The sequence below is a fragment of the Micromonospora sp. S4605 genome (assembly GCF_003176715.1).
GTDB lineage: Bacteria > Actinomycetota > Actinomycetes > Mycobacteriales > Micromonosporaceae > Micromonospora > Micromonospora echinaurantiaca.
The window spans coordinates 1-13,801 of the sequence record NZ_QGSW01000207.1; the positions used below are offsets into that span (position 1 = coordinate 1).

Here is a 13,801-nt window from a genome sequence, read left to right on the forward strand (position 1 = left end):
GTGCGCGGCGGCGTGGCGCGCCGGCGGGGCGTCGCCGGCGGCTCGTCGTCCCTGGGCGCGCGCGGGGCGCGCGGCGTGACGGTGCGGACGACACCCGACCGGCCGCCGGCCGCGTCCCGCCGGCCGGCCCGGGTGGCCCCGGTCCGGCCGCCGTCGAGCACCTGGAGAGCGGGCCGGAACGGGTCGCCGGAGCGGGTGCTGCGCGGGGTGCGCCGCTGCTCCGGCCGGCCGGCCCGCTCCTCGCGGTCGGCCCGGGCCGCGCCTTCCCGGATGGTGCGCCCCCGGGGGGTGTACGCCCGGGCGTCGGAGATCCCGCCGACGCCGGGCTCGGCCGTGCGGTCGGTGCCCCGGCCACCGCTGGTACGCGACGAGCCGCGCCGGGAGCCCGTGGCGTCCCGGCGCGGTTCGTCCGATCTCGGGGGCACCGTCCTAGCCCCCCGAGCCCTGCTGGCTGGTGATCGACGGCTCGCCGTCGGCCGGCTGCGGCACGCCGATCAGCTGGCCGTCCGGCAGCCGGATGTACGCCGGCTCGCCCGCCTCGACCAGGCCGAGCCCCTTGGCCGCGGCCTCCAGGTTGCCGGGCGCCTCCGCGTCGGCGATCTGCTTCTTCAGCTGCTGCTGCTCCAGGTCGAGCTGAGCCTGCTGCTGCTGCAGCCGCTCCAGCCGGAAGGCGTTCTCGTTGATCTTCGTGTTGACCAGCAGGATGCCGAGCACCCCGCCGACCACCAGCACCACGATCAGCGCCGCGAACGGCGCCCGCGGCACCCGCACCGGCGGCGGCGGTGCCACCCGCAGCCGCGGCGGCCGGGCCGCCGTGGCGGTGGCCCGCTCCGCCGGCCGGAGCGCGGCGCTGCCCTGGGTCGGGAACTCGCGCGCCCCCCGGGCGCGAGTCTCCGCCAGCCGGCTCACCCGCTCCGTACCCGGAGCGCCGGTGCCGACGCGCGTGGCCCGCTCCGCCGCGGTCCGGCCCCCCGACCGCGGTGCGCGCTGCCCGCCGCCGGTCACGTCCCGGCGGTCGCGCTTGTCTATGCTCATGTCCCTCCCCCTCTACGTCCGTCCCTGTCCCGTCCCCCGGGGTCCACCACGGTTCCCGCGGTCGATCCCGTTCCCGGTTGGTGCATCGCCTTGACGCGGCGGCGGGACCGTTCGCGGTCGGTCCGCCCCTGCTGCTCGGCGTTCGGGTCGATGCGCTCCGCGGCCCGCAACCGCACCGAAGCGGCGCGCGGGTTCGCGGCGACCTCCACCTCCCCCGGCAGTTCCGCGCCCCGGCTGAGCAGCCGGAACGTCGGACCGGACCCGGGGAGTTCGACCGGGAGGTCGATCGGGCCCTTGCTGCGCACCCGCTCGGCGAGCGCCGCCTTGGTGAGCCGGTCCTCCAGCGAGTGGTAGGACAGGACCACCATGCGGCCGCCCACGTTGAGCCGGTCGAGCGCGGCCGGCAGCGCCGTCTCCAGCGCCGCCAGTTCCCTGTTTACCTCGATCCTTAAAGCCTGAAACGTTCTCTTTGCCGGGTGTCCCCCGGTTCGTCGGGCTGGTGCCGGAATGGACTCCCTGACCAGCTCAGCCAGCCGGGCGGACGAGGTGATCGGCGCCCGCTCCCGCTCGCGGATGATCGCCGAGGCGATCCGGCCGGCGAACTTCTCCTCGCCGTAGACCCGCAGCACCCGGGCCAGGTCCGGGTGGGAGTAGGTGTTGACCACCTCCTCGGCGGTCACCCCCCGGGTCTGGTCCATCCGCATGTCCAGCGGCGCGTCCTGCGCGTACGCGAACCCGCGGTCGGGCGCGTCGAGCTGCAACGACGAGACCCCGAGATCGAACAGGATCCCGTCGATGCCCGGGTAGCCCAGCCGGTCGAGCACCTCGGGCAGCTCGTCGTAGACGGCGTGCTCCAGGTGGACCCGGTCGGCGAAGCGGGCCAGCCGGACGCGCGCGTGGGCGAGCGCCTCGGTGTCCCGGTCCAGGCCGATCAGCACCGTCTCCGGATGCGCCTGCAGCACCGCCTCGGCGTGGCCGGCCAGACCCAGCGTCGCGTCGACGTGGACCGTCCGGCCACCCCGGCCCAGCGCGGGGGCGAGCAACTCGAGACACCGCTCGAGCAGCACCGGCACGTGCGTGCCGCGTAGCTCCCCCATGTCGACCCCCACTGGTTGGTTACCGGTTCTTCCGTCCGCGTCCTGCCGTCGGACGACGCCGTGCCGTCGTACCGCCAGATCCCCATCCGCTCCCGCCCGCCGGAGGCCGCGGCCCTCCCACTGGATCGTGCGCCTGGCACCGGGGAAGGGGTGCCAGGAACTCGAAAGCGGCTGGAGATCTCGCAGTACGTCGGGCGCCGTCACGCCCTACAGTCCGCCGGGCAGCACCCCCTCCTCGATGTCGGCGAAGTCGTCTTCGCTCTCGGCGAGGTAGCTCTCCCAGGCGGCCTTGTCCCAGATCTCCACCCGGCTGCTCGCGCCGATCACCACCAGGTCCCGGTCGAGCGCGGCGTACTCCCGCAGGTGGGCCGGGATGGTCACCCGGCCCTGCTTGTCGGGCACCTCGTCGTGGGCGCTGGCGAAGAAGACCCGGCTGTAGGCCCGGGCCGCCTTGCTGGTCATCGGCTGCGCGCGCAACTGCTCCGCGATCCGCTGGAACTCGGGCATCGGGAAGACGTAGAGGCAGCGCTCCTGCCCTTTGGTGATCACGACACCCCCCGCCAACTCGTCCCGGAACTTCGCCGGAAGGATCAACCGGCCTTTGTCGTCCAGGCGTGGGGTGTGGGTGCCGAGGAACATCGGCCCAACCCCCTCGCCCTTGAGCGGCGTTCGCGGCGCCGCTGACCCCCCGGGCCGGTGGGCCCTCCCGGCCTCACCATTGGGCCCCACTCTACTCCACTTCCCTCCACCTGCAACCAGAAACGCCCGCGTGGCGCGCCCGTCCTGCGGGCAAAACCGCACGTCAGAAGGGGTGGAGCGGAGTGGAGGGGGAAAGGGGCCCACCGGCCGCGTCCGCTTTCCGACATAGATCGACTCCATCCGGCTGAGCGCGATCCGGCCCACCCGCCGGGCCACCCCGGCCGAACGGTTCGCCCTCGGCGGCGATCTGGCGGGGGCGCCGGTCCGGTAACCTCGCTCGCGTGACGGACGCGAAGATGCCCCTGCGGGCGAAGGTGGCCAGCTCCGTGTCCCGGACGGCCGCGGCGCTGTCGCGGGCCGCGGGCCGGGGCGACGGCTCGGTGATCGGCGGCTGGATCGGCCTGAAGATCGACCCCGATCTGCTCGCCCACCTCTCGGCCGGGCGCGCCATCGCGCTCATCTCCGGCACCAACGGCAAGACCACCACCACCCGGCTCGCCGCCGCAGCGGTCGGCGTGCTGGGCCGGGTCGCCACCAACTCCTTCGGCGCCAACATGCCCACCGGGCACACCTCCGCACTGGCCAAGGCCGGCAGCACCCCGTACGCGGTGCTGGAGGTGGACGAGCACTACCTCGCGCAGGTGCTGGAGGCCACCGAGCCGCACGTGGTGGCGTTGCTGAACCTCTCCCGCGACCAGCTCGACCGGGCCAAGGAGGTCGCCATGATGGCGCAGCTCTGGCGGGCCGCCCTGGTCAAGCACTCCGACGTACGGGTGGTCGCCAACGCCGACGACCCGATGGTGGTGTGGGCCGCGTCCCCGCCGCCCAACCACGACCACCGGATCAAGCCGCCGCAGGTCACCTGGTTCAGCGCCGGGCAGCGGTGGCACGACGACTCCTGGGTCTGCCCCGAGTGCGGCTCGACCATCCAGCGCTCCGGCGAGCAGTGGTGGTGCAGCGGCTGCCCGCTGCGCCGGCCGGAACCGCAGTGGACGGTCGAGGACGACGGCGTGGTCGACCCGACCGGTGCCTGGCACAAGGTCAAGCTCCAACTGCCCGGCAAGGTCAACATCGGCAACGCGGCCACCGCGCTGGCCGTCGCCGCCGAGTTCGGCGTCCGCCCGGTCGACGCGGTGCTGCAGCTGGGCACTGTCGCCTCGGTCGCCGGCCGCTACGCGCAGGTGGAGCGGGACGGGCGCAACATCCGGCTGCTGCTGGCGAAGAACCCGGCCAGCTGGCTGGAGGCGTTCGACATGGCCGACGAGGCGCCGACGCTCCTGTCGATCAACGCTCGCGACCCCGACGGGCTGGACACCTCATGGCTGTTCGACGTCGACTTCTCCCCACTGCGCGGCCGGCAGGTGCTGATCACCGGTGACCGGGCGTACGACCTGGCCGTGCGGCTGGACGTCAACCAGGTGCCGTTCCAGCACGTGCGGACGTTCGACGAGGCCGTCCGGACGGCGCCGCCGGGGCGGCTGGAGGTCATCGCGAACTACACAGCGTTCCAGGACATCCGAGCGGAGTTGGACCGTGTCAACTGAGAGCCTGCGCATCGTCTGGGTCTACCCCGACCTGCTCTCCACCTACGGTGACCGGGGTAACGCGCTGATCCTGGCCCACCGCGCCCGCCAGCGTCGGATGCCGGTGGAGGTGCTGGAGGTCCGCTCCGACGAGCGGCTGCCCGCCACCGCCGACATCTACCTCATCGGCGGCGGCGAGGACGGTCCGCAGGCGCTCGGCGCGCAGCGGCTGATCGCCGACGGCGGGCTGCACCGGGCGGTCGCCCAGGGGTCGGTGGTGTTCGGTGTCTGCGCCGGCTACCAGCTGCTCGGCACCTCCTTCTTCGCCAAGGGCACCCAGTACCGCGGTCTGGAGCTGCTCGACCTCTCCTCCGACCGGGGCCCGACCCGGGCCGTCGGCGAGTTGGCCGGCGACATCGACCCCCGGCTCGGCCTGCCCCCGCTGAGCGGGTTCGAGAACCACGGCGGCCGTACCCACCTCGGCCCGGAGGTCGCCCCGCTGGCCCGGGTGACCGCCGGCATCGGCAACGACGGCGCCACCGAGGGCGCCTGGCGGGGCAAGCTGCTCGGCACCTATTCGCACGGGCCGGCGCTGGCCCGCAACCCCGCCCTGGCCGACCTGCTGCTGCGCTGGGCCGCCGGCGTGCACCAGCTGCCGCCACTGGACGACACCTGGTCGCACCGGCTCCGCTCCGAGCGCCGCGCCGCGGTGGCCGCCGCCCGAGCATGATCCGCGCCGTCCGGCGGCTGCGGGGGCAGCCGTCGGCCGTCCGGTTTCTCCTGCTGCTGCTCCTGCTCGCCGGGTTCGGGGCGCTGCTGCTGGTGGCCCCCCGCCCCGACGTCGCCGAGCTGCCTCGGCTGGCCGACCGGCTCGGCACGGCGGCCCCGGTCGCGGCGATCCTCGGCGGGGCGCTGCTGCTGGTGGCGCTGGTCCCGCGCACCTTCATCACGCTCGCCGCCGGGGCGATCTTCGGTCCCCTCGAGGGCGCCGGGTACGCCCTCTGCGCCGCGCTGCTGGCCGCGGCGCTCGGCTTCGCGGTCGGCCGGCTGCTCGGCCGGGACTTCGTCGCCGAGCGGGTCCGCGGCCGGCTGGCCCGGCTGGACCACTGGTTCGCCCGGCAGAGCGTGCTCGGGGTGGTCACCGTCCGGCTGCTGCCGATCGCCGGCTTCGGGCTGGTCAGCTACGGCTACGGCACCACCGGCGCCCGGATGCTGCCGTTCCTCGCCGGCAGCGTGCTCGCCTCCGCCCCGACCGCCTTCGGCTACGCCGCCGTGGGCGCGGCGGTCACCTCCCCCGGCGACGTCAACTGGTTCGCCGCCACCCCCGCCGCGCTCGGCCTGGTCGCCAGCGTGGTGCTGATCCGCGGCTGGTGGCGCGCCGAGCGGCAGCGCCGCCCGGGTCTGAGCTGACGCCGTGCCACCAGATCGCGGCGACGGCCCGAACCCGACCGGCGAGGAACGCCTGCCGGGCGGCTTCATCGCCGAGGTGGTCCGGGCCGGCGACACCATCCGGCGTACGCCCCCGGAGAACGCCAATTTCGTGGCGGCGCTGCTGCGCCACCTGGAGCGGGCCGGCGCGGACCTCGCGCCCCGCCACCTCGGCACCGACGAGCACGGCCGGCAGGTGCTCAGCTACCTCGACGGCCAGGTGCCCTGGCGGGACCGGGAGGACCCGGGATACTTCGCCGACCCGGCGCTGGTCCGGCTGGCCGGCCTGATCCGGCGGCTGCACGACGCGTGCGCCAGCAGCCCGCTGGCCGGCGACGCCGAGACGGTCTGCCACGGCGACCTGTCCCCGAAGAACACCGTCTACCGGCACACCCCGCAGGGGTTGCTGCCGGTCGCCTTCCTCGACTGGGACCGGGCCGGGCCGGGCCGCCGGATCGAGGACGTGGCCTTCGCCGCCTGGCACTGGGCCGAACTCGGCGACGGCGCCGACCCGACCGAGCTGGGCCGCCGGACCGCCCTGCTCCGCGCCGCCTACACCGGCGCGGACGGCCCGCCGCTGCCCGGGGCCGAGCTGCTCCAGGTGATGCTCGACCAGATCGAGGGCACCTGGCGGGGCATCGACGCCGGCGCCGACCGGAACGAGCCCGGCATGGGCCGGCTGCGGGCCGCCGGAGTCGTCCGGCTGGTCCACGGCTGGCACGACTGGCTGCTCCGGCACCGCCCGGCCGTGCTGGCCGCGCTGGGTCGCGACTGATCCGCCGGCCGTAGGTCGACCCGCCAACGGGCGCACGTGGACCTACGCCCCGCCCGCGCCCCAACCGGCGTGATGACTCTGAGGCATAGATATGCCCCAGAGTCATCACGCCGATCAGGCATCATCGGGCCGCGCTGCTCCGCCGCACGTCCTGCTGCCGAGGCAGCCAGCTCGGCCGGCAGCGCGGCGCGCAGTTTCCGCGCCGGGCCGCAGCCGGGCACGCCGGGGCGTCCGGCTTGGTCACCCCGTCGTGGTAACCAGGCCGGCCTCGTAGGCGGCGATGACCAGGTGCACCCGGTCCCGGGCGCCGAGCTTGGCGAAGAGCCGGGCCACGTGCGCCTTGGCGGTGGCCACGCTGATCACCAGCTCGGCGGCGATCTCCGCGTTGGACAGCCCCCGGCCGACCAGGGTGAGCACCTCCCGCTCCCGTTCGGTGACACCGGCCAGGCTGCGGCCGGGGGTGAGCCGTTCCGGCCGGCGGGCGAACTCGGCGATCAGCCGGCGGGTGACGGCCGGTGCGATCAGCGCGTCGCCGGCGGCCACCACCCGGATCGCGGCCAGGATGTCGTCCACCGCCATGTCCTTGACCAGGAACCCGCTCGCGCCCGCGCGCAGCGCGGCGTGCACGTGCTCGTCGTCGTCGAAGGTGGTGAGCACCAGCACCCGGGTCGGGCCGCCGTGGGCGGTGATCGTCCGGGTGGCCTGGATGCCGTCCGTGCCGGGCATCCGCAGGTCCATCAGCACCACGTCGGGCGCCAGGTCGCGGACCAGCCGGACCGCCTCGGCGCCGGTGCCGGCCTCGCCGACGACGTCAAGGTCCGCCGCCTCGGCGATGAGCACGCGCAGGCCGGCGCGGACCAGCGGCTGGTCGTCGACGAGCAGCACCCGGACGGTCACCGGGCCGCCTCCGTGGCCGCCGCCGGCTCGGCGGCGGCGGACGGCGGGACCGGCAGCCGGGCCTCGACCCGGAAGCCGCCCTCGGGGCGCGGGCCGGCGTGGAACCGGCCGTCCAGCAGTGCGACCCGCTCCCGCATGCCGACGATGCCGTGTCCCTCACCGCCGACCGGCCCGCCCCGGCCGTCGTCGACCACCGCCACGGTCAGCTCGTCCGGGCCGTGCGTCACGGTGACCCGGCACTCGGCGGTGCCGGCGTGCCGGACCACGTTGGTGAGCGCCTCCTGCACGATCCGGTAGGCGGCCAGGTCCAGGTCGGCGGGGAGCGGAACGGCCGGACCCCGCCGGTGCAGCCGTACCCGGACCCCGGCGTCCGCCGCCGCGGCGACCAGCCGGTCCAGGTCGGCCAGGCCGGGCGTCGGGTCCAGCGCCGCCGGCTCCCCCTGCGGGCGGCGCAGCGCGCCGAGCGTACGGCGCAGGCCGGCCAGGGTCTCCCGGCTGGTCGCCTCGATGGTGGCGAGCGCCGCCCGGGCCTGCGCCGGCTGGCTGTCGATCACCCGCGCGCCCATGCCGGCCTGGATGGCGATCACCCCGATGCTGTGCGCCACCATGTCGTGCAGTTCCCGGGCGATGCGCAGCCGTTCGGCGGTGAGCGCCTCGGCGGCGGCGTGGTCCCGCAGCGCGTCGGCGTGCCGGCGGCGAGCCCGCACCGAGTCGCCGACCGTCCACGCGGTGAGCACCGCCAGCACGGAGAGGGTGGCCCGGCTCAACGGGTCGTCGGCCGGGTTGACGAAGCTGACCGCGACCTGCGCCACCAGCACGACGAGCGCCGCCGGCACCGAGACGCGCCGGGACCGGTGCGCCGCGACCAGCCCGACCACCAGGTCGATGCCGAGGAACTGGGCGTACCAGATGTCGCGCAGGTAGCCGTTCTCCGGGACGTGGACGATCACGGTGACCACGCACGCCGCGACCAGCATCAGCCCCAGGGCGAGCAGCGGTCGGCGGCCCAGCAGTCCGGCGGGCAGGCCGAGGACCAGCAGCGGCACCAGGTAGCGCTCGGCAAGCCACCAGTCGCCGAAGCCGATCCCCATCGGGCTGGACGCCAGGGACGGGGCGAGGAGCAGGGCGACGGGCAGCAGCGCGACGCCGACCCACGGCAGCACCACGCGTGCCAGCCACCGGGCGTCGCGTGGCGGCGGCAGGGTGACGTGCATGCGGACACGGTAGCCACCGGGCCCGCGGCCGGGCATCGGCCCACAGGCGTACGCCCCGGGGCGGGTGCGCGGCCGCCGGATGTGGCCGCCGGCGCGACGCCGGCGCGGCCCCGGCCCGGCAGCGTGGGTCAGGTGATCGAACTCCACGCCCTGACCAAGAGATACGGCCCGACCACGGCCGTCGACGACCTGACCCTCACCGTCCGACCCGGTCACGTCACCGGGTTCCTCGGCCCGAACGGGGCCGGCAAGTCCACCACCCTGCGGATGATCCTCGGTCTCACCCGGCCGACCAGCGGCACCGTCACCGTGGCCGGCGTCCGGTTCGCCGACCGGCCGCGCGGGCTGCGGCACGCCGGCGCGCTGCTGGACGCGGGCGACGTGCACGGCGGGCGGTCGGCGGCGGCCCACCTGACCGCGCTGGCCCGCGGCAACGGCATCGGCCGGGCCCGGGTCGACGAGGTGCTGCGGGAGGTGGGGCTGGCCGGGGTGGCCCGGCGCCAGATCGGCGGGTTCTCCCTCGGCATGCGGCAGCGGCTCGGCATCGCCGCCGCGCTGCTCGGCGACCCGCCGGTGCTGCTCTTCGACGAGCCGTTCAACGGGCTCGACCCGGAGGGGGTCCGGTGGGTGCGCGACCTGTTCCGGCGGCTGGCCGGCGAGGGGCGGACGGTGTTCGTCTCCAGCCACCTGATGAGCGAGATGGAGAACTGCGCCGAGCGGCTCGTGGTGATCGGCCGGGGCCGGTTGATCGCCGAGCAGAGCCTCGCCGAGTTCGCCGCCCGCGGCACCCGGACCAGCGTCGCCGTCCGTACGCCGGAGGCGGCGGCGCTGGCCGCGGTGCTGGCGGCCGAGGGCGGCACCGCGCGCCCGGACGACGCCGGAGGGCTCCTGGTGACCGGCCTGACCGCCGAGCGGATCGGCGACCTGGCGCTCGCCCACCGGATCGCGCTGCACGAGCTGACCACCCGGATGGCCTCCCTGGAGGAGGCGTTCATGGAACTCACCGCCGCCAGCGTCGAGTACACCGGAGGGAAGACCCGATGACCACCGTGACGCCCCTGCCCGCCCGCGCGGCCGTGACCGACGCCCCGGCCCGGTTCCGCGACCTGCTCGCCGCAGAGTGGATCAAGCTGTGGTCGCTCCGCTCGACCCGGTGGACGCTGCCGCTGGTGTTCCTCTTCGTCGTCGGGGTGAGCGTGCACGCCAGCCTCGCCGACTACCGGAACTGGCCGCGGTACCCGGACGGGACGCGGGAGATGTTCCACCTGTACGGGCCGGTGCGGGACGCCTTCCCCGAGGCCGGCTACCTGCTGCTGATGCTCGCCACCACCAGCGTGGGCGCGCTGACCGTCGTCGGTGAGTACCAGAGCGGGCTGATCCGGGCCACGTTCGCCGCCGTTCCCGCCCGCCGTTCGGTGGTGGCCGCGAAGGCGGCCGTGCTGACCGCCGTGATGCTCGTGCTGGGCCTGGTCACCGCGGCGAGCTCGTTCTGGGTGTCCCAGGCGATCCTGTCCGGACGGGACGCCGGCTGGTCCATCGGCGAACCCGGGGTGGCGCGGGCGGTCCTGGGCAGTGCCCTGCTGGTACCGGTCTGCGCGCTGATCGGGATGGGGCTGGGCGCGGTGATCCGGCACGCCGCCGGTGCCGTCGTGGCGGCCACCGCGGTGCTCGTGCTGCTGCCGCTGGTGGTGGACAGCGACAAGCACCGGTGGATCGCCGAACTCCGGCACGTGCTGCCCGTCCCCGCCTGGCAGCGGCTGATCGAGGTGCACCCGGACGTCCTGCACCCGGACCGGTTCCCGGCCACCGTCACCGGCTCCTGGCTCGCGTTCGCCGGCTGGTCCCTGGCCGCGACGGTGGTCGCCGTGGCCGTCGTCCACCGCCGCGACCCCTGACACCCCACCCCACCCCAACTGCGCCCGCTCCTACCGAGAAAGAGTGGCTATTCCGCGCGGAATAGCCACTCTTTCCGTGAAACTACGAGCCCGTAGCCAGGGGTGGGGTCAGGCGACGACGGAGACCATCCGGCCGGCGACCACGATGACCTTGCGGGGCTCCCTGCCGGCCAGCGACGACGCGACCGCTTCCAGGGCCGCCGCGCGGACGGTCTCCTCCGCCGCGTCGGCGGGCACCTCGACGCGACCGCGGACCTTGCCGTTGACCTGCACCGGGTAGGTCACCGTCTCGGCCACCAGCAGCGCCGGGTCGGCCACCGGGAAGTCCACGTAGGTCAGCGAGGTGTCGTGCCCCAGCCGCCGCCACAGCTCCTCGGCGATGTGCGGTGCGAACGGCGCCAGCATCAGCACCAGCGGCTCGGCCACCTCGCGCGGGGTCGCCGGCAGCCGGGTCAGCCCGTTGGTCAGCTCGATCAGCTTGGCGATCGCGGTGTTGAACCGGATCGCCTCCATGTCGCCGCGGACCCCGTCGATCACCTTGTGCAGCAGCCGCCGGGTCGCCTCGTCGGCCGGGTCGTCGGTGACCCGCGACTCACCGGTCTGCTCGTCGACGATCGCCCGCCAGACCCGCTGCAGGAACCGGTACGAGCCGACCACCGCCCGGGTCTCCCACGGCCGGGACACCTCCAGCGGGCCCATCGACATCTCGTAGACCCGGAAGGTGTCCGCGCCGTACGCCGCGCACATCTCGTCCGGCGTGACGACGTTCTTCAGCGACTTGCCCATCTTGCCGTACTCGCGGTTGACCTGGGTGTCGCCCAGGTAGAAGCCGCCGTCGCGCTCGACGACCTCCTCCGCGGGTACGTACGCGCCGCGCGCGTCGGTGTACGCGTACGCCTGGATGTAGCCCTGGTTGAACAGCTTGCGGAACGGCTCGAACGACGTGACGTGACCCAGGTCGTACAGCACCTTGTGCCAGAACCGGGCGTACAGCAGGTGCAGCACGGCGTGCTCGGCGCCGCCCACGTACAGGTCGGTGCCGCCGCAGTCGCCGGCGGAGCGCGGGCCCATCCAGTACCGCTCGTTCTCCGCGTCGACGAACCGGTCGGCGTTGGTCGGGTCCAGGTAGCGCAGCTCGTACCAGCACGAGCCGGCCCACTGCGGCATCACGTTGGTCTCCCGGGTGTACCGCTTCGGGCCGTCGCCCAGGTCCAGCTCCACCTCGACCCAGTCGCGGCGGCGCGACAGCGGCGTCTCCGGGTTCGAGTCGGCGTCCTCCGGGTCGAACGTCTTCGGCGAGAAGTCGTCCACCTCGGGCAGCTCGACCGGCAGCATCTCCTCGGGCAGCGCGATCGCCGCGCCGGTCTCGTCGTACACGATCGGGAACGGCTCGCCCCAGTAGCGCTGCCGACTGAACAGCCAGTCGCGCAGCCGGTAGGTGACCGCGCCCTGGCCGTGCCCGGCGGCCTCCAGCCACTCGATGATCCGGGCCTTGGCGTCGGCCACCCCCAGGCCGTTCAGGTCCAGGCCGCGGTCCGGCGCGGCGCTGTTGATCGCCGGCCCGTCCCCGGTGTACGCCTTGCCGGTGAAGCCCTCCGAAGGCTGCACGGTCCGCACGATCGGCAGCTCGAAGACCTCGGCGAACTCCCAGTCCCGCTCGTCCTGGGCGGGCACCGCCATGATCGCGCCGGTGCCGTAGCCGGCCAGCACGTAGTCGGCGATGAAGATCGGGATCTGCGCGTCGGTGACCGGGTTGGTGGCGTACGCCCCGACGAAGACGCCGGTCTTCTCCTTGGTCTCGGCCTGCCGCTCGACGTCGGTCTTGGCCGCCGCCGCCTTCCGGTACGCCTCGACGGCCGCCCGCGGGTTGGCGTGCCCGCCGGTCCAGGCGTCCTTCGTCCCCTCCGGCCAGGCCGCCGGCACCAGCGCGTCGACCAGCTCGTGCTCCGGCGCCAGCACCATGTAGGTGGCGCCGAAGACGGTGTCCGGCCGGGTCGTGAACACCCGGATCGGCTCGACCGGGGTCGGGAAGTCGATGTGCGCGCCCTGGGAGCGGCCGATCCAGTTGCGCTGCATCAGCTTGATCGCCTCGGGCCAGTCCAGGGTGTCCAGGTCGTCCAGCAGCCGGTCCCCGTACGCGGTGATCCGCATCATCCACTGCTTCAGGCTGCGCTTGAAGACCGGGAAGTTGCCCCGCTCCGAGCGGCCGTCCGCGGTGACCTCCTCGTTGGCCAGCACGGTGCCCAGCCCCGGGCACCAGTTCACCGGGGCCTCCGAGACGTACGCCAGCCGGTGGTCGTCGACGATCCGCCGGCGCTCGGCCACGGTCAGCTCGGCCCACGGCCGGCCGTCCGGGGTGGGCCGGGTGCCCCCCTCGAACTCACTGATCAGCTCGGCGATCGGCCGGGCCTTGCGGGCCTGCGGGTCGTACCAGGAGTTGAAGATCTGCAGGAAGATCCACTGGGTCCAGCGGTAGAAGTCGGTGTCGATGGTGGCCACCGAGCGGCGCTCGTCGTGCGCCAGCCCCAGCCGGCGCAGCTGCGACTTGTACCGCTGGATGTTCGCCTCGGTGGTGGTCCGCGGGTGGGTGCCGGTCTGCACCGCGTACTGCTCGGCGGGCAGGCCGAACGCGTCGAAGCCCATCGCGTGCAGCACGTTGCGCCCGGCCATCCGCTGGTAGCGGGCGAAGCAGTCGGTGCCGATGTAACCCAGCGGGTGCCCGACGTGCAGCCCGGCCCCGGACGGATACGGGAACATGTCCAGCACGTACAGCTTCTCGGCGCCTGACCGGGGGTGGTCGGGGTCGGCCAGCGGGCCGGTCGGGTTCGGGGCGTGGAAGGTGCCCTCCCGTTCCCAGAAGTCCTGCCAGCGGTTTTCGATCTCGTCGGCCAGGGCCGCGGTGTACCGGAACGGGGGGATGTCGCTGGCCGGTGCGGCTGCCTCACTCATGGCGTCTCCTCGCGTCGCTCGGCGCGGTGGTCTCGTGCTGTCTGGTGGGTGCGGTGGCCCGGAACGCCGGGCCGGCCGGCGACGGGCACAAAAAAGCCCCTCACGCATGAGGGGCCGCCGTGCTGTCGCGCGTTCAGCGCATCAGCACGGCTCGGTAAGAAGCAGGAAGACTCCGGCCATGACGGCAGTGTACCCCCAGCCCCGGGCCGGCCGGCGTCCGCCACCACGGGTCGGGACGGCGGTGCGCGGTCGCTCGTCCCCCGTCCCGGCGAATATTCGGGGCGTAACC

Annotated in this window: 11 protein-coding genes and 2 pseudogenes; 6 read left to right on the forward strand and 7 right to left on the reverse strand. The window is 74.4% G+C overall.

Annotated elements, in window-relative coordinates:
* From DLJ47_RS16855 to mraZ, 4 genes and pseudogenes are all read right to left on the reverse strand, one after another.
* Window positions 1-425 (reverse strand): annotated as a pseudogene (locus DLJ47_RS16855) (penicillin-binding protein 2); the annotation flags it as partial.
* Window positions 426-429: 4 nt separating this feature from the next.
* Window positions 430-1,035, reverse strand: a complete 606-nt coding sequence (locus DLJ47_RS16860; RefSeq protein WP_109900932.1) for a hypothetical protein — start codon at window positions 1,033-1,035, stop codon at window positions 430-432.
* Window positions 1,031-2,132 (reverse strand): annotated as a pseudogene (gene rsmH / locus DLJ47_RS16865) (16S rRNA (cytosine(1402)-N(4))-methyltransferase RsmH); the annotation flags it as partial. The pseudogene rsmH and the gene DLJ47_RS16860, both read right to left, overlap by 5 nt.
* Before the next feature lie 207 nt (window positions 2,133-2,339).
* Complete coding sequence (mraZ, locus tag DLJ47_RS16870) at window positions 2,340-2,771, reverse strand: division/cell wall cluster transcriptional repressor MraZ (RefSeq protein WP_109900933.1); 432 nt, start codon at window positions 2,769-2,771, stop codon at window positions 2,340-2,342.
* Between the two features lie 356 nt (window positions 2,772-3,127).
* Between mraZ and DLJ47_RS16875 the strand changes: the two genes are divergently transcribed.
* From DLJ47_RS16875 to DLJ47_RS16890, 4 genes are read left to right on the forward strand one after another with little or no spacing between them, the layout of a single operon-like run.
* The gene (locus DLJ47_RS16875) at window positions 3,128-4,375 is read left to right on the forward strand and encodes a MurT ligase domain-containing protein (protein WP_109900950.1); all 1,248 of its coding nucleotides are present in this window, start codon (window positions 3,128-3,130) and stop codon (window positions 4,373-4,375) included.
* Window positions 4,365-5,084, forward strand: coding sequence for a type 1 glutamine amidotransferase (locus DLJ47_RS16880; RefSeq protein WP_109900934.1), 720 nt, complete (start codon window positions 4,365-4,367; stop codon window positions 5,082-5,084). The genes DLJ47_RS16875 and DLJ47_RS16880 overlap by 11 nt, the downstream gene beginning before the upstream one ends.
* Window positions 5,081-5,764 carry a TVP38/TMEM64 family protein gene (locus tag DLJ47_RS16885; RefSeq protein ID WP_109900935.1) on the forward strand — a complete coding sequence of 228 codons (684 nt, stop codon included), beginning with the start codon at window positions 5,081-5,083 and terminating at the stop codon, window positions 5,762-5,764. The genes DLJ47_RS16880 and DLJ47_RS16885 overlap by 4 nt, the downstream gene beginning before the upstream one ends.
* Before the next feature lie 4 nt (window positions 5,765-5,768).
* Window positions 5,769-6,557 carry a phosphotransferase gene (locus DLJ47_RS16890; protein ID WP_109900936.1) on the forward strand — a complete coding sequence of 263 codons (789 nt, stop codon included), beginning with the start codon at window positions 5,769-5,771 and terminating at the stop codon, window positions 6,555-6,557.
* A 240-nt stretch (window positions 6,558-6,797) separates the two neighbouring features.
* Here the strand turns inward: DLJ47_RS16890 and DLJ47_RS16895 are convergent, their stop codons facing one another.
* Together DLJ47_RS16895 and DLJ47_RS16900 are read right to left on the reverse strand one after the other, a co-directional pair.
* Window positions 6,798-7,454 carry a response regulator gene (locus DLJ47_RS16895; RefSeq protein WP_109900937.1) on the reverse strand — a complete coding sequence of 219 codons (657 nt, stop codon included), beginning with the start codon at window positions 7,452-7,454 and terminating at the stop codon, window positions 6,798-6,800.
* Complete coding sequence (locus tag DLJ47_RS16900; protein WP_146228106.1) at window positions 7,451-8,668, reverse strand: sensor histidine kinase; 1,218 nt, start codon at window positions 8,666-8,668, stop codon at window positions 7,451-7,453. Before DLJ47_RS16900 ends, DLJ47_RS16895 begins: the two co-directional genes overlap by 4 nt.
* A gap of 132 nt (window positions 8,669-8,800) precedes the next feature.
* Between DLJ47_RS16900 and DLJ47_RS16905 the strand changes: the two genes are divergently transcribed.
* Window positions 8,801-9,712 carry an ABC transporter ATP-binding protein gene (locus DLJ47_RS16905; RefSeq protein WP_396774343.1) on the forward strand — a complete coding sequence of 304 codons (912 nt, stop codon included), beginning with the start codon at window positions 8,801-8,803 and terminating at the stop codon, window positions 9,710-9,712.
* Window positions 9,709-10,563, forward strand: a complete 855-nt coding sequence (locus DLJ47_RS16910; RefSeq protein WP_109900939.1) for an ABC transporter permease subunit — start codon at window positions 9,709-9,711, stop codon at window positions 10,561-10,563. Before DLJ47_RS16905 ends, DLJ47_RS16910 begins: the two co-directional genes overlap by 4 nt.
* A 108-nt stretch (window positions 10,564-10,671) precedes the next feature.
* Here the strand turns inward: DLJ47_RS16910 and leuS are convergent, their stop codons facing one another.
* Window positions 10,672-13,512, reverse strand: a complete 2,841-nt coding sequence (leuS, locus tag DLJ47_RS16915; protein ID WP_109900940.1) for a leucine--tRNA ligase — start codon at window positions 13,510-13,512, stop codon at window positions 10,672-10,674.
* Between the last annotated feature and the right edge of the window lie 289 nt (window positions 13,513-13,801).